The organism is Streptomyces sp. NPDC058691 (genome assembly GCF_042714775.1).
Classification (GTDB): Bacteria; Actinomycetota; Actinomycetes; order Streptomycetales; family Streptomycetaceae; genus Actinacidiphila.
In genome coordinates, this window is the sequence record NZ_JBHXSO010000081.1 from 1 (window position 1) to 25,375 (window position 25,375).

The following is a 25,375-nucleotide window of genomic DNA, read 5'->3' on the forward strand; positions in this document are numbered from 1 at the left end:
TCGCGGCCCCGCCCACCGGCGCTTTCGTGCGGCCCCGCAGGCCGGCGCTGGGGTCGCGGGCGGCCGTCCGGCACGCCGCGACGGCCGGGGCCCCACTGGGGCGCCGTCCCGGCCGCCCCTGCCGTCCCGCCGCGGCGGGGGTGAGCGGGCCGTCGTACGGGGCGTCCAGGGCCCTTGGCGGCCCCGTCGGCAGCCCAGGGCATGACCGCGCCGCGGTGATGTATTAGAGTTATCTCGACATCGAGATATCTGCCGAGGCGCACCGCTGCCGCCAGAGGTAAGGCTCACCTTACTTAGTCTTACCTTAGCGGATCGGCCAGAGGCCGAAGCGGCAGCATTGCGGTGGTACGCGCAAAGTTACGAAGGAGACTGTCGTGTCGGCGAACAGCTTCGACGCCCGCAGCACCCTGCAGGTGGGCGACGAGTCGTACGAGATCTTCCGGCTGGACAAGGTCGAGGGCTCCGCGCGCCTCCCCTACAGCCTGAAGGTGCTGCTGGAGAACCTGCTCCGCACCGAGGACGGCGCGAACATCACCGCCGCCCACATCCGCGCGCTCGGCGGCTGGGACTCCCAGGCGCAGCCGAGCCAGGAGATCCAGTTCACGCCGGCCCGTGTGATCATGCAGGACTTCACCGGTGTGCCGTGCGTGGTCGACCTCGCCACCATGCGCGAGGCCGTGAAGGAACTGGGCGGCGACCCGTCCCGCATCAACCCCCTGGCGCCCGCCGAGCTGGTCATCGACCACTCCGTGATCGCCGACAAGTTCGGTACCCCGGACTCGTTCGCGCAGAACGTGGAGCTGGAGTACGGCCGCAACAAGGAGCGCTACCAGTTCCTGCGCTGGGGCCAGACCGCGTTCGACGAGTTCAAGGTCGTCCCGCCGGGTACCGGCATCGTCCACCAGGTCAACATCGAGCACCTGGCCCGCACGATCATGGTCCGGGGCGGCCAGGCCTACCCCGACACCCTCGTCGGCACCGACTCGCACACCACCATGGTCAACGGACTCGGCGTGCTGGGCTGGGGCGTCGGCGGCATCGAGGCCGAGGCCGCGATGCTCGGCCAGCCGGTCTCCATGCTGATCCCGCGTGTCGTCGGCTTCAAGCTGACCGGCGAGCTGCCCACCGGCACCACCGCGACCGACCTCGTGCTGACCATCACCGAGATGCTGCGCAAGCACGGTGTCGTCGGCAAGTTCGTCGAGTTCTACGGCGAGGGCGTCTCCGCCACCTCGCTCGCCAACCGCGCCACGATCGGCAACATGTCGCCGGAGTTCGGCTCCACCGCGGCGATCTTCCCGATCGATGCAGAAACCATTAACTACCTGAAGCTCACCGGTCGTTCGGAGCAGCAGCTCGCCCTCGTCGAGGCGTACGCCAAGGAGCAGGGGCTGTGGCTGGACCCGGCCGCCGAGCCGGACTTCTCCGAGAAGCTGGAGCTCGACCTCTCCACGGTCGTCCCCTCCATCGCCGGCCCGAAGCGCCCGCAGGACCGGATCGTCCTCGCCAACGCCGCGCAGCAGTTCAGGAGCGACGTCCGCAACTACGTGGACACCGCGGACGAGTCGGGCCAGGAGTCCTTCCCGGCCTCCGACTCCCCGGCCGCCACCAACGGTGTGCCGACCCGCCCGACGCTGGTCACGGCGCCCGACGGGTCCACGTACGAGATCGACCACGGCGCCGTCACCGTCGCCGCGATCACCTCGTGCACCAACACCTCGAACCCCTACGTCATGGTCGCCGCCGCCCTGGTGGCCAAGAAGGCGGTCGAGAAGGGCCTGAACCGCAAGCCGTGGGTCAAGACCACCCTGGCCCCGGGCTCCAAGGTCGTCATGGACTACTACGACCGCGCCGGCCTCACCCCGTACCTGGACAAGATGGGCTTCAACCTCGTCGGTTACGGCTGCACCACCTGCATCGGCAACTCCGGCCCGCTGCCCGACGAGGTCTCCAAGGCCGTCAACGAGCACGACCTGGCGGTCACTTCGGTGCTCTCCGGCAACCGCAACTTCGAGGGCCGGATCAACCCGGACGTCAAGATGAACTACCTGGCGTCCCCGCCGCTGGTCGTCGCGTACGCCATCGCCGGCTCCATGAAGGTGGACATCACCAAGGACGCCATCGGCACGGACACCGACGGCAAGCCGGTCTACCTGCAGGACATCTGGCCGTCGGAGCAGGAGGTCAACGAGGTCGTCGCCTCCGCGATCGGCCAGGACATGTTCAGCACCTCCTACCAGGACGTCTTCGCGGGCGACGCCCAGTGGCAGTCGCTGCCGATCCCCACCGGCAACACCTTCGAGTGGGACCCGCAGTCGACCTACGTCCGCAAGCCCCCGTACTTCGAGGGCATGACCATGGAGCCGGACGCGGTCACCGACATCACGGGTGCCCGTGTGCTGGCCAAGCTGGGCGACTCGGTCACCACCGACCACATCTCCCCGGCCGGCGCCATCAAGGCCGACACCCCGGCCGGCAAGTACCTCACCGGGCACGGTGTGGAGCGCCGCGACTTCAACTCGTACGGCTCCCGCCGCGGCAACCACGAGGTCATGATCCGCGGCACCTTCGCCAACATCCGCCTGCGCAACCAGATCGCGCCGGGCACCGAGGGCGGCTACACCCGCGACTTCACGCAGGAGGGCGCTCCGGTCGCCTTCATCTACGACGCGTCGCAGAACTACCAGGCCGCCGGCACCCCGCTGGTCATCCTGGCGGGCAAGGAGTACGGCTCCGGCTCCTCCCGCGACTGGGCGGCCAAGGGCACCGCGCTGCTCGGCGTCAAGGCCGTCATCGCCGAGTCCTACGAGCGCATCCACCGCTCGAACCTGATCGGCATGGGCGTCCTGCCGCTGCAGTTCCCCGAGGGCGCCTCGGCGGCCTCGCTGGGCCTGACCGGTGAGGAGACCTTCTCCTTCACCGGTGTCACGGAGCTCAACGAGGGCACCACGCCGCGCACCGTCAAGGTCACCACCGACACCGGCGTCGAGTTCGACGCCGTGGTCCGGATCGACACCCCCGGCGAGGCGGACTACTACCGCAACGGCGGCATCATGCAGTACGTCCTGCGTTCGCTGATCCGCAAGTAAGGATCAAGGCGCGCGCAAGGCCACAGTGGGCCCGCACCCCGGCAGGGGGTGCGGGCCCACTCGCGTTACCGCGAGGTCTCAACTAGGGAAAGCTGTCCGCCAAACGCGCCTATGACCTTGCCCACTTCGCGGGAAGTGGACTATACCTGTGCCCGTCCAGGGGGCCCGCCAACACGGGCTCGTGCGGGGGGAACGGCGGGTGTGTGGCCCGCGCATGGCAACAACTCCGCACTGCCTGGGTCCTGGAGAAGGTGAGGACTTGAGCATGGGATCCGACGTCAACCGACGCGATCTGATCAAGCGGGCAGCGGCCGTGAGCCTGCTGGCCGCCCCGTCCGCGGGACTGCTGAGCGCGTGCGCGTCCAGCGGTGGCGGCAGCAATGCCCCCGAGAAGGGGGAGAAGTCCAAGGAGAACCCGTTCGGCGTGTCCAACGACGCCGCACTCGATGTCGTGATCTTCAAGGGCGGCTACGGCGACGACTACGCCAAGCAGTTCGAGAAGCTCTACCAGAAGAAGTTCTCCGGGGCGAAGATCAGCCACCTGGGAACCCAGGAGATCACCGGCAAGCTCCAGCCCCGCTTCAACGCCGGCACCCCGCCGGACGTCGTGGACGACTCCGGCGCCCAGCAGATCAAGCTGGACGTCCTCTACAAGAGCGGCCAGCTCACCGACCTCACCCCGCTCCTCGACGCCCCGTACATCGACGACCCGACCAAGAAGGTCCGCGACGTCCTCCAGCCGGGCACCATCGAGACCGGCACCTTCGACGACGGCAAGATGTACCAGCTCTCCTACATCTACACCGTGTGGGGCCTGTGGTACTCCGGCAAGCTCTTCAAGGAGAAGGGCTGGACCGCGCCGAAGACCTGGGCCGACTTCATGTCGCTGTCCGCGGAGATCAAGAAGTCCGGGATCGCCCCCTTCTGCCACCAGGGCAAGTACCCGTACTACATCAACATCGTGGTCATGGACCTGATCGCCAAGCAGGGCGGTCCCGAGCTGGTGAAGCGGATCGACAGCCTCGACCCGACCGTCTGGGACGAGCCCGCGGCCAAGGCCGCCGTCGAGGCCGTCTACCAGATCCCGGACAAGGGCTACCTGCTCCCGGGCACCAACGGCATGACCCACATCGAGTCGCAGACCGCCTGGAACGAGGGCAAGGCCGCCTTCATCCCCTGCGGTTCGTGGCTGGAGAACGAGCAGCTGAAGGCCACCCCCTCGGACTTCGAGATGACCTTCCTGCCGATCCCGTCCCTCGACGGCGACAAGCTGCCCTTCGAGTCCATCCGGGCCGGCGCCGGTGAGCCCTTCATCGTCCCGAAGAAGGCCAAGAACCAGGCCGGCGGCCTGGAGTTCCTGCGGCTGATGCTCACCAAGGAGGGCTCCAGCAAGTTCGCCCAGACCGCGAACTCGCTGACCGTCCTCAAGGACGGCGTCGGCTCCGACGTCGAGCTCCGCCCGGGCACCAAGTCCACCGTGACGGCGCTCAGCGCGGCCGGCAGCAACGTCTTCAACTACAACTACCCCAACACGCAGAGCGCGTTCGACACGGACGTGCAGAACGCCAGCGCCGAGCTGATGGCCAAGCGCATCAAGCCCGCCGACTGGCTCAAGCGGGTCAAGGCGGCGGCCGAGAAGGCCAAGAAGGGCTAACCGTCCACCAGCCCTTGCGCACCGGGGGCCCGATCCCTCCTCATGGACGAGGGGCGGTCGGGGCCCCGGTGCGATGGTCTATCCGATGGCAGGAGCAGTGCCATGCGATACCGCAAGTACCCCTTCATCGTGGGGTTTCTCTTCTTTCCGGTCGTCCTGTACTTCGTCTTCGTGATCTGGCCGTACCTCCAGACCTTCGGCTATTCGCTGACGGACTGGTCGGGTCAGTCACAGACGATGAACTTCGTCGGTCTGAAGAACTACACGACGCTTTTCAGTGACCACGTGTTCCTGCAGGCACTGCAGCACAATGCGCTGCTCCTGGTGTTCCTGCCGGTGATCACGATCCTGCTGGCGCTGTTCTTCGCCTTCATGCTCAATGTCGGCGGCCGCGGCGGCACGACCGGCGTCCAGGGAGTCCGCGGCTCCGCCTTCTACAAGGTGGTGTTCTTCTTTCCCCAGGTGCTCTCGGTCGCCATTCTCATCGTGCTCTTCCAGGCGATCTACCGCAGTGACGGATCGGGCCTGCTCAACGGCGTGCTGCTCAAGCTGCACCTGGAGGACGCGCAGAATCCGATCGAGTGGCTGAACAGCCCGAACCTGGTGATGTGGTGCCTTCTGGGCGTCCAGATCTGGGCCGGTGTGGGCTTCTACCTGGTGCTCTTCTCCGCGGCGATGCAGTCCATTCCGAAGGACATCTACGAGGCCGCCCTGCTGGACGGCGCGGGCCGTCTGCAGACGTTCTTCAAGGTGACGCTCCCGCTGCTGTGGGACAGCGTGCAGACCGCCTGGGTCTATCTCGCGATCGCCGCGATGGACTTCTTCGCCCTGGCCTCCACCCTCACTCCGGGATCGAATTTCGGCGGCGGCCCGGACTACCACGGTGAGGTCATGTCGACCTATCTGATGCGCAACTTCCTCACCTTCGGAAAGAGCGGCTACGCCTGCGCCATGGGCGTCGTCATCCTCTTCCTCACCTTGATCCTTTCCGCCATCGCGCTGCGGGCCACCCGCCGCGAGCGCGTCGAATTCTGAGCGGGAGGCATCCCATGGCCACTCCCATCAAGCAGCCCACGCCCGTCCCCCTCGTCGACCCGCTGCCGGTGTACGACCGCAGGAAGCCGGACCGCTCGCGCTCCGCCGAGGGCGGCACGACGCTCAACGTCTTCTCGCACGGCTTCCTCGTGCTGTGGGGCGTGATGATCCTGCTGCCGCTGGGCTGGATCGTCCTCGGTTCGTTCAAGAACAACACGGAGATCGGTGCGAGCGCCTGGTCCTGGCCCTCGCACTGGTCCTTCGACGCCTTCTCCCGGGCCTGGGAGAAGGGCATCGGCGAGTTCTTCGTCAACACCGTGATCGTGCTGGTCTTCTCGGTGCCGCTGACGATGCTGCTCGGCGCGATGACGGCGTACGTGCTGGCGCGCTACGAGTTCCCGGGCAACCGGGCCGTCTACTACCTGTTCGTCGGGGGCGCGATGTTCCCGGTGTACCTCGCCCTGGTGCCGCTGTTCTTCATGGTCAGCAACCTGGGCATGCTCAACACCTACCAGGGCCTGATCCTGGTCTACATCGCGTACTCGCTGCCGTTCACGGTCTTCTTCATGCACTCGTTCTTCCGGACGCTGCCGACGGCGGTGCACGAGGCGGCGATGATCGACGGCTGCTCGCACTCCCGGGCGTTCTTCCAGGTGATGCTGCCCATGGCCAAGCCGGGCCTGATCAGCGTCGGGATCTTCAACGTCCTCGGCCAGTGGAACCAGTACATCCTGCCGATGACCCTCATGCAGCAGCAGAGCAGCAGCGACCCGGACCGCTCGATGCTCGCCCAGGGCCTGGTGAACCTGGCGCAGCAGCAGGGCTACTCCGGTGACTACCCGGCGCTCTTCGCCGGGATGACGGTCGCCATGCTGCCCGTGCTGGTGGTGTACCTCAGCTTCCAGCGCCAGGTTCAGGCCGGCCTGACCGCCGGCACCCTGAAGTAGCCGGACCGGCACGCTGCGCAGCCGAACCGTCCCAACCGGAAGCGGTCCCGTCACATCACGGGGCCGCTTTCGGAGTTTTCGGGCATTCCGATCACTGTGTTGTTCTCCCCCTTGACGGGAAGTAGGCCCAAAGGCTCAAGTTAGAGTTCACATGTTGTAGACGACGGGGTCTCATCGGTGCGGTCCCGTCCGGTCGTCGGGAGTGGGATGGTCGTGGAGACTCCGGGATCGCAGTCGTCGCTGCACCGGGCCAACCTGGAGCGGGTGGTCAGGGCGGTTCGGCTGGCGGGCTCGCTGACGCAGGCGGAGATCGCCCGGTCGACGGGACTGTCCGCGGCAACGGTCTCCAACATCGTTCGCGAACTGAGGGACAGCGGGACGGTTCAGGTCACGCCCACCTCCTCGGGCGGCAGGCGGGCGCGCGCGGTCACCCTGTCCGGGGACGCGGGCATCGTCGTCGGCGTCGACTTCGGCCACTCGCATCTGCGCGTCGCGGTCGGCAACCTCGCCCACCAGGTGCTGGCCGAGCAGTCCGAGCCGTTCGACGTGGACACCTCGGCCTCCGAGGGCTTCGACCGGGCGGAACAACTGGTGACCCGGCTGATCGAGTCGACCGGGGTCGGCGCGGACAAGGTGATCGGGGTCGGCCTCGGCGTCCCGGGCCCGATCGACGTGGAGACCGGAACCCTGGGCTCCACCGCGATCCTGCCGGGCTGGAGCGGCCTCAACCCCCGCCAGGAGCTTGCCGAACGGCTGGGCATGCCCGTCCAGGTGGACAACGACGCCAACCTCGGCGCGCTGGGCGAACTGGTCTGGGGCAGCGGGCGCGGCGTCAAGGACCTCGCCTACATCAAGGTGGCCAGCGGCGTCGGCGCCGGCCTGGTGATGGACGGCCGGATCTACCGGGGCCCGGGCGGCACCGCGGGCGAGATAGGTCACATCACGCTCGACGAGTCGGGCCCGGTCTGCCGTTGCGGCAACCGCGGTTGCCTGGAGACCTTCACCGCCGCCCGCTACGTCCTGGAGCTGCTGCGCGGCAGCCACGGCCCGGACCTCACCCTGGCGCGAATGGTGCAACTGGCCCGCGAGGGCGACCTGGGCTGCCGCCGTGTGATCGGCGACGTGGGCCGGCACGTGGGCATGGGTGTCGCGAGCCTGGCCAATCTCCTCAACCCCAGCCGTGTCGTGCTGGGCGGGGACCTGGCCGAGGCCGGTGAGCTGGTTCTGGGGCCCATCAGGGAGTCCGTGGCCAGGTACGCGATCCCCAGTGCCGCCCGCCGTCTCTCCGTCGTCTCAGGGGCCCTCGGAGGCCGCGCCGAGGTGCTCGGGGCGCTGGCGCTGGCGCTCAGCGAGGTCGGCGATTCGTCCCTTTTGGACGCTTCCGCACCCCTCGTGGCGGGCGTGTCCTAGGGATCACGCTGCGTTCATCTACATAACGAAACGCACCGTTGCCATCTCGTTAAGTATTAACTTCTTGACGCCAAGTCTGCGGCCGAGTTGACTCACGTCCACCTCGGCCGCAGTGTTGCGGCCCAGTCAGGGAGGCAACCCCACATGAACGCAATGATGCGGCGCGTCGTCATCGGCACCGCGGCTGTTTCGATGGCCCTGTCCGTGGCCGCCTGCGGCAAGGCCGGCGACGACAAGAAGGACGACGCGAGCGGCAGCAGCAGCTCCGGCGGCTCCAAGACCATCGGTCTGCTGCTCCCCGACAGCGTCACGGCGCGGTACGACAAGTTCGACCACCCGCTGTTCGAGGCGAAGGTCAAGGAGCTTTGCGCGGACTGCGAGGTCAGCTACGCGAACGCCGCGGGCGACGCCGCCAAGCAGGCGCAGCAGGTGAGCACCATGATCACCAAGGGCGTCAAGGTCATCGTGATCAGCTCGCAGGACGCTGCGGCCATCAAGTCCTCCGTGCAGGCGGCCGTTGACAAGGGCATCAAGGTCGTGGCCTACGACCGCCTCGCCCAGGGTCCGGTCTCCGCCTACGTCTCGTTCGACAACGAGAAGGTCGGCGAGCAGCAGGGCCAGGCGCTGCTCGACGCGCTCGGCTCCAAGGCCACGCCTTCGGCCAACGTTGTCATGATCAACGGTGACGACGCCGACCCGAACGCCGCGCTGTTCAAGGCGGGCGCCCACAAGGTCCTCGACGGCAAGGTCAAGATTGCCTACGAGCAGAGCGGTCTGTGGAAGGACACCGTCGCCAACCAGAAGGTGACGGCGGCCATCACGCAGCTCGGTGCCAAGAAGATCGCCGGCGTCTACGCCGCGAACGACGGCATGGCCGGCGGTATCGCCACCGCCCTCAAGGGCGCCGGCATCAGCGGCATCCCGCTGACCGGTCAGGACGCCGAACTCGCGGGCATCCAGCGCATCATCGCGGGCACCCAGTCCAGCACGGTCTACAAGCCGTTCAAGCCGGAGGCCGACGCGGCCGCCCAGCTCGCGGTCAACCTGCTCGAGGGCAAGAGCATCGACTCGTTCGCCACGCAGACGCTGACCAGCGGCTCCGGCGACAAGGTCCCGTCGCAGCTGGTGCCTTCGATCTCCGTGACCAAGGAGAACGTGAAGGACACGGTCATCAAGGACGGCCTCTACACCGCCGCCGAGATCTGCACCCCCGAGTTCGCCAAGGCCTGCAAGGCCGCCGGCATCGAGTAAAACGGCAGGCCCTCCCACCGGAGGCCGCCACACAGACCTGTCCGGTGCCCGCCCGTCCACAGACCCCGCTGACGGGCGGGCGCCGGACAGACACTCTGTTGTCATCATGTAAGGCAGTGCAACTCGCACAAAACTCCGCGCCTGTCCAAGCGCGGCATCCCCGCCGGTCAGGCGGCGAAGGAGATGGTTCACGTGTCCGCTACGCCCGTGCTGGCGTTGCGCGGAGCCTCCAAGCGATTCGGTGCGGTTCAGGCACTCACCGATGTCGACCTGGAAGTTCACGCCGGAGAGGTCGTCGCGCTTGTCGGCGACAACGGCGCAGGTAAGTCCACCCTGGTCAAGACGATCGCCGGTGTGCACCCCATCGATGAGGGCGTCATCGAGTGGGAGGGCAACCCGGTCAGCATCAACAGGCCGCACGACGCCCAGGGTCTGGGTATCGCGACGGTCTACCAGGACCTCGCGCTGTGCGACAACTTGGACGTCGTCGCCAACCTGTACCTCGGCCGGGAGCTCAAGCGCGCCGGTGTGATCGACGAGGTCACGATGGAGAAGCGGTCCCGGGAGCTGCTCAGCACCCTGTCGATCCGCATCCCCAGCGTCCGCATCCCGATCGCGGCCCTGTCGGGTGGTCAGCGGCAGGTCGTCGCCATCGCCCGCGCGCTGATCGGCGAGCCCAAGCTGGTGATCCTCGACGAGCCCACCGCCGCCCTCGGCGTGGAGCAGACCGCCCAGGTCCTCGACCTGGTCGAGCGGCTGCGCCAGCGCGGCCTCGCCGTCATCCTCATCAGCCACAACATGGTCGACGTCAAGGCTGTCGCCGACCGCGTCGCCGTGCTGCGTCTCGGCCGCAACAACGGCGTCTTCGACGTCAAGAGCACGTCCCAGGAAGAAATCATCTCCGCCATCACGGGTGCCACGGACAACGCCGTGACCCGCCGTCAGGCGCGGCGCACGGAGGTTGCGAAGTGAGCGACACGTCGAAGACCGTCAAGCCGGAGAACGAGACGGTGGCGTCGGTCGAGGACCCGTCCTCGGCGGCCGTGCCCGTCGTCGACCCGCGACTGCTGGTCCGCGAGGAGGGCTTCAAGGGCTACCTCACGGAGTTCAAGCGCAAGATGCGCGGCGGCGAGCTGGGCTCGCTCCCGGTCATCGTCGGCCTGATCATCATCTGGACCATCTTCCAGACCCAGTCGAGCCAGTTCCTCACCGCGGGCAACCTCGCCAACATCGGCTTCTTCCTGGCCGCCACCGGCATGCTCGCCATCGGCCTGGTCTTCGTGCTGCTGCTCGGTGAGATCGACCTGTCGGTCGGCTCGGTCAGCGGTCTGGCGTCGGCCCTCTTCGCCATCTTCGTGACCAAGCACGGGATGAACCCCTGGCTCGCCCTGCTCCTGACCATCCTGACCGGCGTCCTCATCGGTTCGCTGCACGGCTGGTTCTTCGCGAAGATCGGCGTCCCCGCCTTCGTCGTCACCCTCGCCGGCTTCCTCGGCTGGAACGGCCTGATGCTGCAGCTGCTCGGCGACAGCGGAAGCCTCTCCATCCCGGACAACGGCCCGCTGCACATCCTGGGCCAGCGCTCCTTCTTCATGGACCAGGACGTCGCGGGTGCCTACCTGCTCGCCGGCCTCGGCACCGTGGCCATGCTCGCGGGTTCGCTGATCGACCAGCGCCGCCGTCGCGCGGCCGAGGTCCCGTACCGGCCCACCAGTGAGATCGCGCTGCGCGTCGGCGCCCTCGCCGTGGTGGCCTTCGTCGCCGCGTACGTGCTGAACCAGGCGAGCGGTGTGCCCAACGCCCTGGTGGTCTTCCTGGCGGCCCTGGTCATCACCGACTTCGTGCTGCGCCGCACCTCCTACGGCCGCAAGGTCTTCGCGGTCGGCGGTGGCATCGAGGCGGCCCGCCGTGCCGGTATCAACGTCGCCCTGGTCCGTATCTCGGTGTTCGCCATCGCCGGCGGCTTCGCGGCGCTCGGCGGTATGTTCTTCGCCGCCCAGACCTACACGGCGACGCTCGGCGCCGGTGGCGGCAACGTCCTGATGCTGGCCATCGCGGCCGCGGTCATCGGTGGCACCAGCCTCTTCGGCGGCCGCGGCACCGTCTGGTCCGCGCTGCTCGGCATGCTGGTCATCCAGTCCATCCAGACCGGTCTGGACCTGCTCAACATGAACACCGCACTGCAGTACATGATCACCGCCGCGGTTCTGCTCGCCGCCGTGGTCATCGACTCGGTGTCCCGCCGGAGCCAGAAGGCGGCCGGCCGCGGCTAGTCCGCACCGCGCACCAGTGGCGTGACGTGCCCGGCGCAGGGAAGATCATCCCAGCGCCGGGCACAGGTGTGTGCGGGGCCCGGAACACGACCACATACACTCGGGAAACCCGGCAAGCGACAACAAGGAGGCACGGGTGGTGCTGCTGACCCGGATCAAGGGACCGCGCGACCTCGACCGGCTCACTCCAGAGCAGCTGGTGGAGCTGGCAGGCGAGATCCGTACCTTCCTCGTCGACGAGGTGTCCAAGACCGGCGGACACCTGGGCCCGAACCTCGGCGTGGTCGAGCTGACGATCGCGCTGCACCGGGTCTTCGAATCGCCCCAGGACAAGGTGCTGTGGGACACCGGCCACCAGAGCTACGTCCACAAACTGCTCACGGGCCGTCAGGACTTCACCCGGCTCAAGAGCAAGGGCGGCCTGTCCGGCTACCCGTCGCGCGCCGAGTCCGAGCACGACGTCATCGAGAACAGCCACGCCTCCACGGTGCTCGGCTGGGCCGACGGCATCGCCAAGGCGAACGAGCTCCTCGGCAAGCGCGACCACACCGTCGCCGTGATCGGTGACGGCGCCCTCACCGGCGGCATGGCCTGGGAGGCGCTGAACAACATCGCCGCCGCCAAGGACCGCCCGCTGGTCATCGTCGTCAACGACAACGAGCGCTCCTACGCGCCGACCATCGGCGGCCTCGCCAACCACCTGGCCACGCTGCGCACCACCGACGGCTACGAGCGCTTCCTGAGCCGTACCAAGGAACTGCTCGAGCGCACCCCGGTGATCGGCCAGCCGCTCTACGAGACGCTGCACGGCGCGAAGAAGGGCTTCAAGGACTTCATCGCCCCCCAGGGCATGTTCGAGGACCTGGGCCTGAAGTACGTCGGCCCCATCGACGGTCACGACATCGCCGCCCTGGAGTCGGCCCTCCAGCGGGCCAAGCGCTTCGGCGGCCCGGTCATCGTGCACTGCCTCACCGAGAAGGGCCGCGGCTACACCCCGGCGCTGGAGGACGAGGCCGACCGCTTCCACGCCGTCGGCAAGATCCACCCCGACACCGGGCTGCCGATCGCCGCCTCGGGCGCCGACTGGACCTCGGTGTTCGGCGAGGAGATGGTCAAGCTCGGCAAGGAGCGCAAGGACATCGTCGCCATCACGGCCGCGATGCTGCAGCCGGTGGGCCTGGAGAAGTTCGCCAAGGCCTTCCCCGACCGCGTGTACGACGTGGGCATCGCCGAGCAGCACGCCGTCGTCTCGGCCGCGGGCCTGGCCACCGGTGGGCTGCACCCGGTCGTCGCGGTCTACGCGACCTTCCTGAACCGGGCCTTCGACCAGGTGCTGATGGACGTGGCGCTGCACAAGTGCGGGGTCACCTTCGTCCTGGACCGCGCGGGCATCACCGGTACCGACGGCGCCTCGCACAACGGCATGTGGGACATGTCGATCCTCCAGGTCGTGCCCGGCCTGCGGATCGCCGCCCCGCGCGACGCCGACCAGGTCCGCGCCCAGCTGCGGGAGGCCGTCGAGATCGAGGACGCCCCGACCGTGGTGCGCTACTCCAAGGGCGCGGTCGGCCCCGCGGTCCAGGCCGTGGGCCGCGTCGGCGGCATGGACGTGCTGCGCGAGGCGACGCCCAGGACCGACGAGCCGGCGGGGGAGACGGAGTCGCCGGCGTACGACGTGCTGCTGGTCTCGGTCGGTGCCCTCGCCCCGATGTGCCTGGAGATCGCCGGTCTGCTCGACGCCCAGGGCATCACCACCACCGTCGTCGACCCCCGTTGGGTCAAGCCGGTCGACGAGGCGCTGCCTGCCCTGGCCGCCCGCCACCGTGTCGTCGTCACCGTCGAGGACAACGGCCGCGCCGGCGGCGTCGGCTCCGCGATCGGCCAGGCGCTGCGCGACGCCAACGTGGACGTTCCGCTGCGGGACTTCGGCATCCCGCAGGAGTTCTTGGACCACGCCGGGCGCAAGGAGATCATGGCCGAGATCGGCCTGACCGCCCCGGACATCGCCCGCCAGGTGACCGGCCTGGTCTCGCGCCTGCAGGGCCGTTACGCCGACGAGCCCACCCCGCAGGTCGCGGGCGACTGACGCGGCACGGGCAGATGGGCCGGGCGACCACTCTTACGGGTGGTCGCCCGGCCCATCTGCGCAGGTGTAGGCGCGCCTGTTCCGGTCACAAGCACCCCCAGATGTTGTGATGCGGGAACAACTGTGGAGGTGCGCCGGTGCATCTGGGCGATGGCGGCGGTTACGGCGGGCGCGACGAACATGGCAAACGTGGCGAACGCGGCGACAAAACAGCCGGAAAGCGGCGGAGCAGTTTCTTCCGGACCAAATCGGTCGAACAGTCCCTCAAGGACACGGAGGAGCCCGAACACACACTCAAGAAGTCGCTCTCGGCCCTGGACCTCACGGTCTTCGGCGTGGGCGTCGTGATCGGCACCGGCATCTTCGTGCTCACCGGCAAGGTGGCCAAGGACAACGCGGGCCCCTCGGTGGCGCTCGCCTTCGTCGTCTCCGGGATCGTGTGCGCCCTCGCGGCGCTGTGCTACGCGGAATTCGCCTCCACCGTGCCGGTCGCCGGCTCCGCGTACACCTTCTCCTTCGCCACCCTCGGCGAACTGCCCGCCTGGATCATCGGGTGGGACCTCGTGCTGGAACTCGCGCTGGGATGCGCGGTGGTGTCGGTCGGCTGGTCCGGCTACATCCGCTCACTGATGGACAACTTGGGCTGGCAGCTGCCGACCGCCCTGTCCGGCAGCACGGACACCGCGTTCCACTTCGACCTGCTGGCCTTCCTGCTGGTCCTCGTACTGACCGGCATCCTGGTGGCCGGCATGAAGCTGTCGGCCCGTGTGACCACCGTGATCGTGGCCATCAAGGTCGCCGTGGTGCTCGTCGTCATCGTCGTCGGCGCGTTCTTCATCAACGCCGACAACTACGAGCCGTTCATCCCGCCCGCCAAGCAGGTGACCGGCACGGAGGCCGGTCTCGGGGCGCCCCTCATCCAGTTGATGACCGGTTTCCAGCCCGCCCAGTTCGGCGTGATGGGCATCTTCACCGCGGCCGCCGTCGTCTTCTTCGCGTACATCGGCTTCGACATCGTCGCCACGGCCGCCGAGGAGACCCGCAACCCCCAGCGGGACGTGCCGCGCGGCATCCTCGGGTCGCTGCTCATCTGCACGATCCTGTACGTCGGGGTCTCCGTCGTCGTCACCGGCATGCAGAAGTACACCGAACTGTCCGTGGACGCCCCGCTCGCCGACGCGTTCAAGGCGGTCGGCCACCCCTTCTGGGCCGGGCTGATCAGCTTCGGCGCCGCGGTCGGCCTGACGACCGTGTGCATGATCCTGCTGCTCGGCCAGAGCCGGGTGTTCTTCGCGATGAGCCGCGACGGGCTGCTGCCGCGCTTCTTCTCCCGCGTCCACCCCAAGGCGGGCACGCCGTACCGCTCGATCCTGCTGCTCGGCGCGGTCGTCGCGGTCGTCGCCGGGTGCACGAGCATCTCGGAGCTGGCGGAGCTGGTGAACATCGGCACCCTCTTCGCCTTCATCGTCGTCGCGATCGGCGTGGTCGTGCTGCGCCGCACCCGCCCCGATCTGCCGCGGTCCTTCCGTACCCCGCTGGTGCCGTGGGTGCCGGTGGTGTCGGTGCTGGCCACCTTCTGGCTGATGCTCAACCTGCCCGCCGAGACCTGGCTGCGGTTCGCGATCTGGATGGCGGCGGGCTTCGTCGTGTACTTCGCCTACGGGCACCGGCACAGCCGGCTGCGGGTGCCGCAGCGGGACCGCTGAGGGGTGAGCCGGCGGCGGCCGAGGGGCCGCCGGGTTGGGGTAGCTTGGGGCGCGTGCCCAGCCGTCCCGAGAACGCCCGCCCCGCCGCGCGGGCAGGGGTCTTCCCGGGTGACAGGTTCTGGCTGCCGCTCGTCCCGCTGCTGACGGTCCTGGCGGCCCTGGTGCACCTGCCGTCGTTCCTGCGCCCGGTCTGGAACCCCGACGAGGGCTTCCTCGCCACGCAGGCCCGGATGCTGGCCGCCGGCGGCGTCCTGTACGACACCGTCGTCGACCGCAAGCCCCCTTTGCTGCCGTGGCTCTACCAGGGCGCGTTCGCGCTCTTCGGCGACGACTCGCTGTGGCCGCTGCGCTGCGCCGCCGTCGCCGCCCACGTCGTGACGGCCGCGCTGCTCGCCGCCCTCGCCCGCCGCCGCTGGGGCGACCGCCCGGCGGTGGCGGCCGGATGCGCCTATGTACTGCTGTCCGTCGGCCTCGCGCCCGAGGACACCCAGGCGGCCAGTTTCGAGGTCTTCACCCTTCCCTGGACCGTTGCCGCCGTGCTGCTGGCCGACCGGAGGCGGTGGGGCCTCGCGGGGCTCGCCGTGGCAGGAGCGGCCCTCACCAAGCAGACCGGGGCCGTGGTGCTGCTTCCCGTCGCCTGGTCGCTCTGGCGGGCCGGACGGGGGACCGGCGTCCCGTCCGGTCTGACGTCGCGTGTCCTGACGCGTTCGTGGGCCACGGGGCGCGGCGACGGTGTGCTGCTGCGGACGGCAGCCGGCTCCGGTGTGCTCCCGCGCCCGGGCCGCGCCGCCGTCGCGGGCGGCGGCTCCGGCACGTACGCCGCCGGTGCGGGCGGCGGCTGGGGGCGCCTGCTGGCGGGGTGCGTGCTGCCCGTCGTGGCGGTGGCGGCGGCGACCGGCATGCGGCACTTCGTCTTCTGGACGTTCACCGGCTCCGGCACCTACATGTCACCGCAGGGCGCGTGGCTGCTCGGCGCGGGGCGCGGACTCGGCAACGCCGCCATCCTGCTGGCGGCCGGGGCCGGCCTCATGGTGCCGGCGCTGTGGTGGGCGGTGCGGCGGCGGCCCTTCGCCGACGCGGACCTGTGGGTCTGGCTCGCGGCGGCGGTCTGCGCGGTCGTCGCGGGCTTCCAGTTCTACGGCCACTACTACCTCCAACTGCTGCCCCCGCTGGTGCTCATCGGCATCGCCGCAGTGCGCCGGCTGCCCTCCCGGGGCCCGTCCCGCCGCCTTGCCGCGGCCTGGACGCTGCTGGCGGCGGCCGTCTTCACCGCCTGGGGGTTCGTCGCACCGCGCGCCGAACTCGACCACTCCCAGGCGGTCGCCGCGGCGATCCGCGCCAGCAGCGGCCCGCACGACACCGTCCTGCTGTGGGGCATGCACCCGGAGCAGTACTGGCTCGCCGACCGCGCCCCCGCCGGCCGCTACCTGACCGCGGGCTTCCTCACCAACTTCAGCGGCGGCCGCGGCGGCGCCCGGGTCGGCGCCCGCTACGCCGTCCCGGGCGCGTGGCAGCTCCTGCGCCACGACTTCGCGTCGGCGCCGCCCGCCCTGGTCGTCGACGACTCCCGTGGCGCCCCGTACGGGGTGGCCGCCGTCCCCGAGTTCCGCGACCTCCTCTCCCGGGGCGGCTACACCCGGGTGGGAACGGTGGACGGAGCGGTGCTGTACGCGCCCCGCGGACACGGTTAGAGCCGCGACCGGAGACCACGAACACCGAAAGACCTCGCATCCCGCCGGTGCGCCCGGCCAGCCTGCACCGGTGGATACCCGCCGCCCGTGTCCTTGTTGTGGTCACCTGGTCCTCGATGCCGAGGACGGATGGCCTGGCACCTATGCCATATGCCCGGTGTGCCATTGGGAAGACGACCCGGAGCAACTGCGGTGGCCGTACCGGCCGGGTGCCGCGAATCGGGTCTCGTTGTACGGGGCCCAGCGCAATTTCCAGGCTTACGGTGCCTGCGATCAGTACGGCAGGCGCTTCGCGCGGCCGCCGACCGATGACGAGCCGCTCGACCGCGACTGGCGTCCGATCGATCCGGTCGCGGACGCTTTCAAGGAATGGACGGGCGCCGCGGACCGGCCCTGGCCCGAGGACCGGACGGCGCTGTGCTGGTGGCTGCCCGCCTTCTGGGGGCGTCCCGAGGAGCCGGAGCCGGTGGCGCCTCGGCGCGTGGTGATGGACGTCGGCTCGGTCCGCAGTGATCGTGACCTGCACGCCGTCCTGAAGCACGAGCTCGGCTTCCCGTCGTTCTACGGGATGAACTGGGCCGCCTTCTGGGACGCGATCACCGGGCTGGTTCCGATGCCCGCCGAGCTGTGCTTCAGCGGCTGGGCCGATCTCGAGCGCCAGGTCCCGGAGTCGGCCGCGATGCTTGGCAGCGAGCTTGTCCGGTACGGAGCGGTACACGCGGGCTTCAGCGTCGTCTACGACGCGTAGCCCCCGATGGGCGGCATCGCGCGGCCGGACGGCTACGGCCGTACCGCCCGCGGGCCCGCCACCGTCGCGTCGTGCGCGGTCACGCGCTCACGCAGTCCGCGGTCGGCCGTCACGACGAGGCAAGGCCGGCCCGGCGGACGGCGGGCCGCGACGAGTTCCACGATCCGGTCGTCGCCGGTGCCGGGGGCGGCCTCCACACCGACCCCGGGCACCGGGGCCACGTCGCGAGCCGCGCCCTCCACCACGAGCAGCAGCTCCAGCGGCGGCCTGCGGGCCCACTCCGGGACGTCCGGCCGCTCCGGAAGCCCCGCCGCCGCGAAGGGGACGAGGGCGTCCCGCAGCCGCTCGGTCGCCCCCCGCCGGTCCCGCCACCAGCCGTCGGGCACCGAGCCCACGACGTTGGCGGCGTCGACGACGACCAGGGGGAGGGGAATGCCGTTCACAGCCACCAGCCTGGCACAGCGGCCGCGGGACAGGGCCCCCTCCCTCATGGGGGCGCCGGGGCCGGTGGTAGAAAGACCCGGTGATGCAGCAGACGAAGTCCAAGCGCTTGCGTTCGTACGCCGGGACCGTGGTCGTCCTGGCCGTGGTGTTCGGCGGGTCCGCCGTCATCGGTGCGCATGTGCGCGGTGAGAAGGAGCACACGGTCAAGGCGCCGACCGGTGCCGGCGGTCAGGACGGCCTGGACGTGCCGGTGCGGCCGAGCGTGCTGCCGGTGACGCTGACCGTGTACGAGGACCTGCGTGCCCCGGAGTCCAAGTCGTTCGCCGCCGAGTACGCGGACACCTTCGCGCGGATGCTCGCCGCGGGCCAGGTCCAGATCGACTACCGCCTGGTGACGCCCTCCGACACCGTCAACGGCGGCGAGGGCGCCCTGGCCGCCGCCAACGCGGCCGCCTGTGCGCAGGACCAGGGCCGCTTCCGGCAGTTCGTGGACGCGCTGTGGGCCGTGCAGCCCGCCGACGTCCAGGACGACGCCCTCAACAGCGACAAGCTGCTCAAGGACATCTCGAAGACGGCCCGCAAGATCGACGAGGCCAAGTTCGTGCCCTGCGTCCAAGGCCGCGACCACGACGGCTGGGTGAAGAAGTCTCAGCAGCAGTTCACCGACGCCGGGTTCACCACGGCGCCGGTCGTGCAGATCAACGGTGAGACCGTCACGGCCCCGACGGGCGGCGTGGACGGGCTCACGCCGTCGCGGCTGCGCGGCATGGTGAAGAAGGCCGTCGCCCTGGCGGTCAGTCAGGCCGTGAGTCCCAGCCCGGGTTCGTCGGCCGGCGCGACCGGCAGCCCCGCTCCGAGCAGCAGCGCCACCACCCCCACCGGCACCCCGACCGGCACCCCCACGGGTACCGCCACCGCCGGGGTCACCACGGGCGCCGGCGTCGATCCGACCGCGACGGACACCGCCGCGAGCATCACTCCGGTCGGCTGATCGCGCGCAACTCTGCCCCTTTTCGTCAACTTTGTGGCGAAAAGGGGTAGGGAGGGCGTGTGGCATCCGATCCCGAAGGAGTGATGCGCATGTCCACGCCCGTGTTCGACGACGTCGAGCCGCAGCCCGGTTGCGTGTGCGACGACTGCGCACGCGAACGACTGGTCCAGGCTGCGGCACGTACCTCACCCGGTCCCGCCGGCCCGCGTGCGGCCCCCGCCGCCCTGGCGGTCGTGGCCGCCGCGAGCGCGGTCGCGGCGGCGGCCCCCGCCCTCGCCGTGGCGCCCGCGGCGCACACGGACCGGTCGCAGGCCGGCGCCCCACAGGCCGCTCCCGGCATGCGCCTCACGCGTGACGAGATCCTCGAACGAGCCCAGAGCTGGGTGGACGAAGAGGTTCCGTACCGCATGAAGGAGTACTGGAGCGACGGCTACCGGCAGGACTGCTCGGGCTATGTCTCCATGGCCTGGGGCCTGCGGCGGAGCGAGTGGACCGGCAGTCTGCCCCGCTTCGCCCACCGCATCGGCGTCGACGACCTCGAACCCGGTGACATCCTGCTCTACCACAGCCGCCGGAACCCGCACGTCGGCTCGCACGTCAGGATCTTCGCCGGCTGGGCGGACGACGAGCACACCGCCTACAACGCCTATGAGCAGGCCCCGCCGTACACGCAGATGACGGAGATCCCGCTGCCGCCGGACTCCGGCTACCGGCCTTACCGCTACAAGTACCTGAGCGAGGGCGAGGACGACTCCGGCGACGACCTGTTCGGCGACTTCCCCGGGAGCTGGTCCTTCGGGGCCGGGACCCGCAACGCCAACGTCACCCGGCTCGGCAAGATGCTGCGGACGCGCGGCGGCGGCCCGTACTACCGCTCCGGGCCCGGGCCCCGCTGGAGCGAGTCGGACCGGCGCGCCACCCGCGCCTTCCAGCGGGCTCAGGGCTGGAAGGGAACGGCCGCCAACGGAGTCCCCGGTCCCACGACTTGGCGCTACCTCGTCGACGGCAAGGGGGCGGACATCGGGCGGGGAGCGGGCCCCGCGACCCCCGACGCCTCCGCCCCCGGCACCGAGGCCGCGCCCTCCGCGCCGTCGCAGGGCCCCGCCGGAACGGCCGCGGTCGCGGCCCCCACCGCCTACCCCGGGCACGAGACCTTCCGCCCCGGCCGGTCCGACCCGCACGTCCTCCTGCTGGGCCGTCAACTGATCGCCAAGGGCTTCGGCAAGTACTACCGAAACGGCCCGGGGCCCCGCTGGAGCGAGGCCGACCGGCGCGCCGTCGAGGCGTTCCAGCGCGCACAGGGCTGGTCCGGCCGCGAGGCCGACGGCCATCCCGGACCCGAGACCTGGAGGCGACTGTTCTCGTGACCACGACCACCGGCACGACGCCGTCCCCCGCGGCGAACACCCCGGGGCCGCTGATCCCCGCGCCGTCCCCCACCCCCCACCTCTCGCCTGCGGGGTTCCCCCCGCCCGGCTCGGACTCCGACATCGCCGAACGCCCGGGACGCTGCCTGCCGGGCGTCCTGGCACTGGTCGTCGCCCTCGCCGCGGCGATCGCGGCGGTGGTCGTGCCGCTGCGCCTCGGCGGCGACCCGCACCTGCCGGGCTATCTGACCGCCGTCCCGTTCGCGGCACTCGCGGCCTTCTCCGCGCTCGGCCTGGCCCAGGGCCGGCCCGGCTCCGTCTGGGTGCTGACCCGGCACGGCGGCTACCGCGGCACCGTACGCCGCACCGGGCTGCTGTGGCTCAACCCGCTGCTGCCGCGGCGCCGCGTGGACATCACCGTGCGGCACTGGCGCGGCAGTCCCGTCGAGGCCACCGACGCGGCCGGGACGCCGGTGCTCGTCACCGTCCTGCTGGTGTGGCGGGTGCGTGACAGCGCCCGCGCCAGCTTCGCCGTCGAGGACCATGTGCGCTTCCTGCACGAGCAGACCGAGGCCGCCGTCGCCCGCTGTGCGTCCCGGCTGCCGGCCGACGACTTCCGCGGCTCCGGTCCCACCCTCCGCGACGTCGACATCCTCGCCGAGGAACTCACCCGCGTGCTCGCGCGCGACCTCCGCCCGGCGGGCCTGGAGGTCTTCTCCGCCCAGCCCGTGCGCGTCGCGTACGCGCCCTCCGTCGCGCCCGCCATGCAGCGTGCACGGCTGGCGTCCCTGGACGCCAGGCACCGCCGTGCCGTGCTGGACGACGTGCTGACGGCCGTGGACGACACCGTGCGCGGTCTCACCGAACGCGGCCTGGTCGAGCTCGACGACTACGAACGCCGGGCGCTGGTGAGGGAACTGACGGTCGCTTACGCGAAATAGCGGTGAGCCGCCGTCACGACGAAGGGCCGCCCGGGCACGAAGCCCGGGCGGCCCTTCCGCCGTACCGCGACGTTACGCCGGGACGCTCGCGACGCCGGGGGCGAGGAACGGCTTGCCGTTCACCCGCTCGGAGACGCCCTCACGGTCCAGGTACGGGGTGATCCCGCCCAGGTGGAAGGGCCAGCCGGCGCCGGTGATCAGGCACAGGTCGATGTCCTGCGCCTCGGCGACGACACCCTCCTCCAGCATGATCCCGATCTCCTGCGCCACCGCGTCCAGGACGCGGGCGCGCACCTGCTCCTCCGTCAGGACGCTGTCGCCCTGCACCAGGAGCGCGGCGACCTCGGGGTCCAGCTCCGGCTTGAAGCCGTTCTCGGCGGAGTAGACGTAGAAGCCGCGCTTGCCCGCCTTCACCACGGCCGCCAGGTTCGGGGAGACCGTGAAGCGGTCCGGGAAGGCGCGGTGCAGCGTCTCGGAGACGTGCAGACCGATCGCCGGGCCGACCAGCTCCAGCAGCACCAGCGGGGACATCGGCAGACCGAGCGGCTCGATGGCCTTCTCTGCGGTCTCGACCGGGGTGCCCTCGTCGATGACGTTCTGGATCTCGCCCATGAAGCGGGTCAGGATGCGGTTGACGACGAACGCCGGGGCGTCCTTGGTCAGGACCGCGGTCTTCTTCAGCTTCTTCGCCACGGCGAAGGCGGTGGCCAGCGACGCGTCGTCGGTCTGCTCGCCGCGCACGATCTCCAGCAGCGGCAGCACCGCGACCGGGTTGAAGAAGTGGAAGCCGACGACCCGCTCGGGGTGCTTCAGCTTGGAGGCCATCTCGCTCACCGACAGGGAGGAGGTGTTGGTGGCCAGGATCGTCTCCGGCTTCACCACCGCCTCGACCTCGGCGAACACCTGCTGCTTGACGCCGATCTCCTCGAAGACGGCCTCGATGACGAAGTCCGCGTCGCCGAAGGCGGCGGCCTTGTCGAGCGAGCCGGAGACCAGGCCCTTGAGGCGGTTCGCCTTGTCCTGGTTGACGCGGCCCTTGAGCAGCAGCTTGTCGATCTCGCCGTGGACGTAGCCGACGCCCTTGTCCACGCGCTCCTGGTCGATGTCGGTGAGGACCACCGGCACCTCCAGGCGGCGTGCGAAGAGCAGCGCCAGCTGGGAGGCCATCAGACCGGCGCCGACGACGCCCACCTTGGTGACCGGGCGGGCCAGGTTCTTGTCCGGGGCGCCGGCCGGGCGCTTGGCGCGCTTCTGCACCAGGTTGAAGGCGTAGATGCCGGAGCGCAGCTCGCCGCCCATGATGAGGTCCGCCAGGGCCTCGTCCTCGGCGTCGAAACCGGCCGCCAGATCGCCGTTCTTGGCGGCGGCGATGATGTCCAGCGCGCGGTACGCGGCCGGGGCCGCGCCGTGCACCTTGGAGTCGGCGAAGGCGTGGCCCTTGGCGACGGCCTCGTCCCACGCGGCGCCGCGGTCCACCTCGGGGCGGATGATCTGGATCTCGCCCTTGAGGACGGCGGAGGTCCAGAAGAGCGACTGCTCCAGGAAGTCCGCGCCCTCGAACAGCGCGTCGGCGATGCCGAGGTCGTAGACCTGACCGCCCCTCAGTTGCTTGTTCTGGTTGAGCGAGTTCTCGATGATGACGCCGATCGCGCGCTCGGCGCCGATCAGGTTCGGCAGCAGCGCGCAGCCGCCCCAGCCCGGGACCAGGCCCAGGAAGACCTCGGGGAGGGAGAACGCCGGGATCGAGCTGGAGACCGTGCGGTAGGAGCAGTGCAGGCCGACCTCGACACCGCCGCCCATGGCCGCGCCGTTGTAGTACGCGAACGTCGGCACCGCGAGGCCCTGCAGGCGGCGGAAGACGTCGTGACCGCCCTTGCCGATGGCCAGCGCGTCCTCGTGGCGCTTCAGCAGCTCGACGCCCTTGAGGTCGGCGCCCACCGCGAAGATGAACGGCTTGCCGGTGACGCCGACACCGACGATCTCGCCGTCGGCGGCCTCCTTCTCGACCTGGTCGAGGGCGGCGCTGAGGTTCGCCAGCGACTGCGGGCCGAAGGTGGTCGGCTTGGTGTGGTCCAGGCCGTTGTCCAGGGTGATGAGCGCGAAACGCCCGGCGTCCTGGGGGAGGTCGAGATGGCGCACGTGCGCCTGCGTCACGACCTCGTCGGGGAACAGCTCGGCCGCTCCCTTGAGAAGCTCGGCGGTGGTGGTCACTTGCTGCCTCCGTCGAAGTGCGGGTTCTCCCAGATCACGGTGCCGCCCATGCCGAAACCGACGCACATGGTGGTCAGGCCGTAGCGGACGTGCGGCTGCTCCTCGAACTGGCTGGCCAGCTGCGTCATCAGACGGACGCCGGAGGAGGCGAGCGGGTGGCCGAACGCGATGGCGCCGCCGTACTGGTTGACGCGCGCGTCGTCGTCGGCGATGCCGTAGTGGTCCAGGAAGGACAGCACCTGGACGGCGAACGCCTCGTTGACCTCGAACAGGCCGATGTCGGAGATCGACAGGCCCGCCTTGGCGAGCGCCTTCTCCGTGGCCGGGACCGGGCCGATGCCCATCACCTCGGGCTCGACGCCCACGAAGGCGTAGGAGACCAGACGCATCTTCACCGGGAGCTCCAGCTCCCGGGCGACGTCCTCGGCGGCGATCAGGGAGGCCGTGGCGCCGTCGTTCAGGCCCGCCGAGTTGCCCGCGGTCACCTGGCCGTGGGCGCGGAACGGGGTCTTGAGGCCGGCCAGGTTCTCCAGCGTCGTGCCCGGGCGCATCGGCTCGTCCGCCGTGGCCAGGCCCCAGCCGGTCTCGCCGCCCTCGGGGGAGGTGCGGCGCACCGAGATCGGCACCAGGTCCTGCTGGATCTTGCCGTTCGCGTACGCCTTCGCGGCCTTCTCCTGGCTGCGGACCGCGTACTCGTCGGAACGCCGCCGGGTCAGGTGCGGGAAGCGGTCGTGCAGGTTCTCCGCCGTCATGCCCATGAACAGGGCGGAGTCGTCGACCAGCTTCTCCGACACGAAGCGCGGGTTGGGGTCCACGCCCTCGCCCATCGGGTGCCGGCCCATGTGCTCCACGCCGCCCGCGACCGCCACGTCGTACGCGCCGAAGGCGACGCCGCCGGCGACGCTGGTCACCGCGGTCATCGCGCCCGCGCACATGCGGTCGATCGAGAAGCCGGGCACGGACTTGGGCAGCCCGGCCAGGATCGCGGCCGTACGGCCCAGGGTCAGGCCCTGGTCGCCGATCTGGGTGGTCGCGGCGATCGCGACCTCGTCGATCCGCTCCGGGGAGAGCGCGGGGTTGCGGCGCAGCAGCTCCCGGATGGACTTGATCACCAGGTCGTCGGCACGGGTCTCGTGGTAGATGCCCTTCGGGCCCGCCTTGCCGAACGGGGTGCGGACGCCGTCGACGAAGACGACGTCCCTAGCGGTACGAGGCACGTTGGCTCTCCTCAAGATGCGGGTTCGCTTGCCGCGGGCAGAAGACGGCGGCTCCGGGCTCCATGCTACTCATCGGTAACCGATGTGCCCAGTGTGGGTGTGTGGGGTCACACGTCGTGTCTTCCCCTGAGTCTGTACCCCGCCCGCCCGCCCTCCCCCAACCTTCGGCCGGGGGTGCCCCCAGCCCTGTGAAGTCTGTGACCCCGGCGCGCGTTTCGTGGTGGGCCGGGTTCGGGGCCTCCGGGGCCGGCCATTCTGGACAGCACATTTTGGTGCCTCGGGCACTCTCCGTTGGTCGCCCCGGGTTGTGCACC

The 25,375-nt window shown here is 70.1% G+C and carries 18 protein-coding genes; 15 read left to right on the forward strand and 3 right to left on the reverse strand.

The window, feature by feature from the left end; all coding sequences use genetic code 11:
- Window positions 1–374 precede the first annotated feature (374 nt).
- The 12 genes from acnA to ACFWVC_RS35375 all read left to right on the forward strand — a co-directional run bounded on the left by acnA (window position 375) and on the right by ACFWVC_RS35375 (window position 17,890).
- On the forward strand, window positions 375–3,089 hold the full coding sequence (acnA, locus tag ACFWVC_RS35320; protein WP_384297106.1) for an aconitate hydratase AcnA: 2,715 nt from the start codon (window positions 375–377) through the stop codon (window positions 3,087–3,089).
- A gap of 265 nt (window positions 3,090–3,354) precedes the next feature.
- Complete coding sequence (ngcE, locus tag ACFWVC_RS35325; protein ID WP_384297154.1) at window positions 3,355–4,743, forward strand: N-acetylglucosamine/diacetylchitobiose ABC transporter substrate-binding protein; 1,389 nt, start codon at window positions 3,355–3,357, stop codon at window positions 4,741–4,743.
- A gap of 102 nt (window positions 4,744–4,845) precedes the next feature.
- Entirely contained in the window at window positions 4,846–5,778 is a 933-nt protein-coding gene (locus ACFWVC_RS35330) for a carbohydrate ABC transporter permease (RefSeq protein ID WP_384297110.1), read from the forward strand.
- Between the two features lie 14 nt (window positions 5,779–5,792).
- Entirely contained in the window at window positions 5,793–6,725 is a 933-nt protein-coding gene (locus tag ACFWVC_RS35335) for a carbohydrate ABC transporter permease (RefSeq protein ID WP_384297114.1), read from the forward strand.
- A gap of 213 nt (window positions 6,726–6,938) precedes the next feature.
- Window positions 6,939–8,135 (forward strand): ROK family protein, encoded by a 1,197-nt coding sequence (locus tag ACFWVC_RS35340; protein ID WP_384297117.1) that lies wholly within the window; start codon window positions 6,939–6,941, stop codon window positions 8,133–8,135.
- Between the two features lie 144 nt (window positions 8,136–8,279).
- Window positions 8,280–9,386 (forward strand): sugar ABC transporter substrate-binding protein, encoded by a 1,107-nt coding sequence (locus ACFWVC_RS35345; protein ID WP_384297120.1) that lies wholly within the window; start codon window positions 8,280–8,282, stop codon window positions 9,384–9,386.
- A 183-nt stretch (window positions 9,387–9,569) separates the two neighbouring features.
- Window positions 9,570–10,358, forward strand: coding sequence for an ATP-binding cassette domain-containing protein (locus ACFWVC_RS35350; protein ID WP_384297124.1), 789 nt, complete (start codon window positions 9,570–9,572; stop codon window positions 10,356–10,358).
- Window positions 10,355–11,659 (forward strand): sugar ABC transporter permease, encoded by a 1,305-nt coding sequence (locus ACFWVC_RS35355; RefSeq protein ID WP_384297126.1) that lies wholly within the window; start codon window positions 10,355–10,357, stop codon window positions 11,657–11,659. Before ACFWVC_RS35350 ends, ACFWVC_RS35355 begins: the two co-directional genes overlap by 4 nt.
- A gap of 136 nt (window positions 11,660–11,795) precedes the next feature.
- A complete protein-coding gene (dxs, locus tag ACFWVC_RS35360; protein ID WP_384297128.1) occupies window positions 11,796–13,745 on the forward strand; it encodes a 1-deoxy-D-xylulose-5-phosphate synthase in 1,950 nt (649 codons plus the stop codon).
- Between the two features lie 143 nt (window positions 13,746–13,888).
- The gene (locus tag ACFWVC_RS35365; RefSeq protein ID WP_384297156.1) at window positions 13,889–15,451 is read left to right on the forward strand and encodes an amino acid permease; all 1,563 of its coding nucleotides are present in this window, start codon (window positions 13,889–13,891) and stop codon (window positions 15,449–15,451) included.
- A 53-nt stretch (window positions 15,452–15,504) separates the two neighbouring features.
- Window positions 15,505–17,142, forward strand: a complete 1,638-nt coding sequence (locus ACFWVC_RS35370) for a glycosyltransferase family 39 protein (protein ID WP_384297130.1) — start codon at window positions 15,505–15,507, stop codon at window positions 17,140–17,142.
- Window positions 17,143–17,212: 70 nt separating this feature from the next.
- Entirely contained in the window at window positions 17,213–17,890 is a 678-nt protein-coding gene (locus ACFWVC_RS35375; RefSeq protein ID WP_384297133.1) for a CPCC family cysteine-rich protein, read from the forward strand.
- A gap of 32 nt (window positions 17,891–17,922) precedes the next feature.
- Here ACFWVC_RS35375 and ACFWVC_RS35380 read toward each other — a convergent pair whose 3' ends face one another.
- On the reverse strand, window positions 17,923–18,333 hold the full coding sequence (locus ACFWVC_RS35380; RefSeq protein ID WP_384297138.1) for an NTP pyrophosphohydrolase: 411 nt from the start codon (window positions 18,331–18,333) through the stop codon (window positions 17,923–17,925).
- A gap of 83 nt (window positions 18,334–18,416) precedes the next feature.
- On the opposite strand from ACFWVC_RS35380, the gene ACFWVC_RS35385 reads away from it, so the two are divergent.
- The 3 genes from ACFWVC_RS35385 (at window position 18,417) to ACFWVC_RS35395 (ending at window position 21,633) form a co-directional block, all read left to right on the forward strand.
- A complete protein-coding gene (locus ACFWVC_RS35385; protein WP_384297158.1) occupies window positions 18,417–19,325 on the forward strand; it encodes a DsbA family protein in 909 nt (302 codons plus the stop codon).
- A gap of 89 nt (window positions 19,326–19,414) precedes the next feature.
- A complete protein-coding gene (locus ACFWVC_RS35390) occupies window positions 19,415–20,692 on the forward strand; it encodes a peptidoglycan-binding protein (protein WP_384297142.1) in 1,278 nt (425 codons plus the stop codon).
- Window positions 20,689–21,633 (forward strand): SPFH domain-containing protein, encoded by a 945-nt coding sequence (locus tag ACFWVC_RS35395; RefSeq protein ID WP_384297145.1) that lies wholly within the window; start codon window positions 20,689–20,691, stop codon window positions 21,631–21,633. Before ACFWVC_RS35390 ends, ACFWVC_RS35395 begins: the two co-directional genes overlap by 4 nt.
- 72 nt (window positions 21,634–21,705) lie before the next feature.
- Here ACFWVC_RS35395 and ACFWVC_RS35400 read toward each other — a convergent pair whose 3' ends face one another.
- Both ACFWVC_RS35400 and ACFWVC_RS35405 read right to left on the reverse strand, forming a co-directional pair.
- The gene (locus ACFWVC_RS35400) at window positions 21,706–23,844 is read right to left on the reverse strand and encodes a 3-hydroxyacyl-CoA dehydrogenase NAD-binding domain-containing protein (protein WP_384297147.1); all 2,139 of its coding nucleotides are present in this window, start codon (window positions 23,842–23,844) and stop codon (window positions 21,706–21,708) included.
- Window positions 23,841–25,061, reverse strand: coding sequence for a thiolase family protein (locus tag ACFWVC_RS35405; RefSeq protein ID WP_384297151.1), 1,221 nt, complete (start codon window positions 25,059–25,061; stop codon window positions 23,841–23,843). The genes ACFWVC_RS35400 and ACFWVC_RS35405 overlap by 4 nt, the downstream gene beginning before the upstream one ends.
- Window positions 25,062–25,375 lie beyond the last annotated feature (314 nt).

Bases quoted from the DNA above. Each gene is read 5' to 3' on its own strand.
- ACFWVC_RS35385 (WP_384297158.1), top strand. From the start codon at position 18,417: ATGCAGCAGACGAAGTCCAAGCGCTTGCGTTCGTACGCCGGGACCGTG.
- ACFWVC_RS35330 (WP_384297110.1), top strand. From the start codon at position 4,846: ATGCGATACCGCAAGTACCCCTTCATCGTGGGGTTTCTCTTCTTTCCG.
- ACFWVC_RS35350 (WP_384297124.1), top strand. From the start codon at position 9,570: ATGGTTCACGTGTCCGCTACGCCCGTGCTGGCGTTGCGCGGAGCCTCC.
- ACFWVC_RS35390 (WP_384297142.1), top strand. From the start codon at position 19,415: ATGTCCACGCCCGTGTTCGACGACGTCGAGCCGCAGCCCGGTTGCGTG.
- ACFWVC_RS35335 (WP_384297114.1), top strand. From the start codon at position 5,793: ATGGCCACTCCCATCAAGCAGCCCACGCCCGTCCCCCTCGTCGACCCG.
- ngcE (WP_384297154.1), top strand. From the start codon at position 3,355: ATGGGATCCGACGTCAACCGACGCGATCTGATCAAGCGGGCAGCGGCC.
- ACFWVC_RS35345 (WP_384297120.1), top strand. From the start codon at position 8,280: ATGAACGCAATGATGCGGCGCGTCGTCATCGGCACCGCGGCTGTTTCG.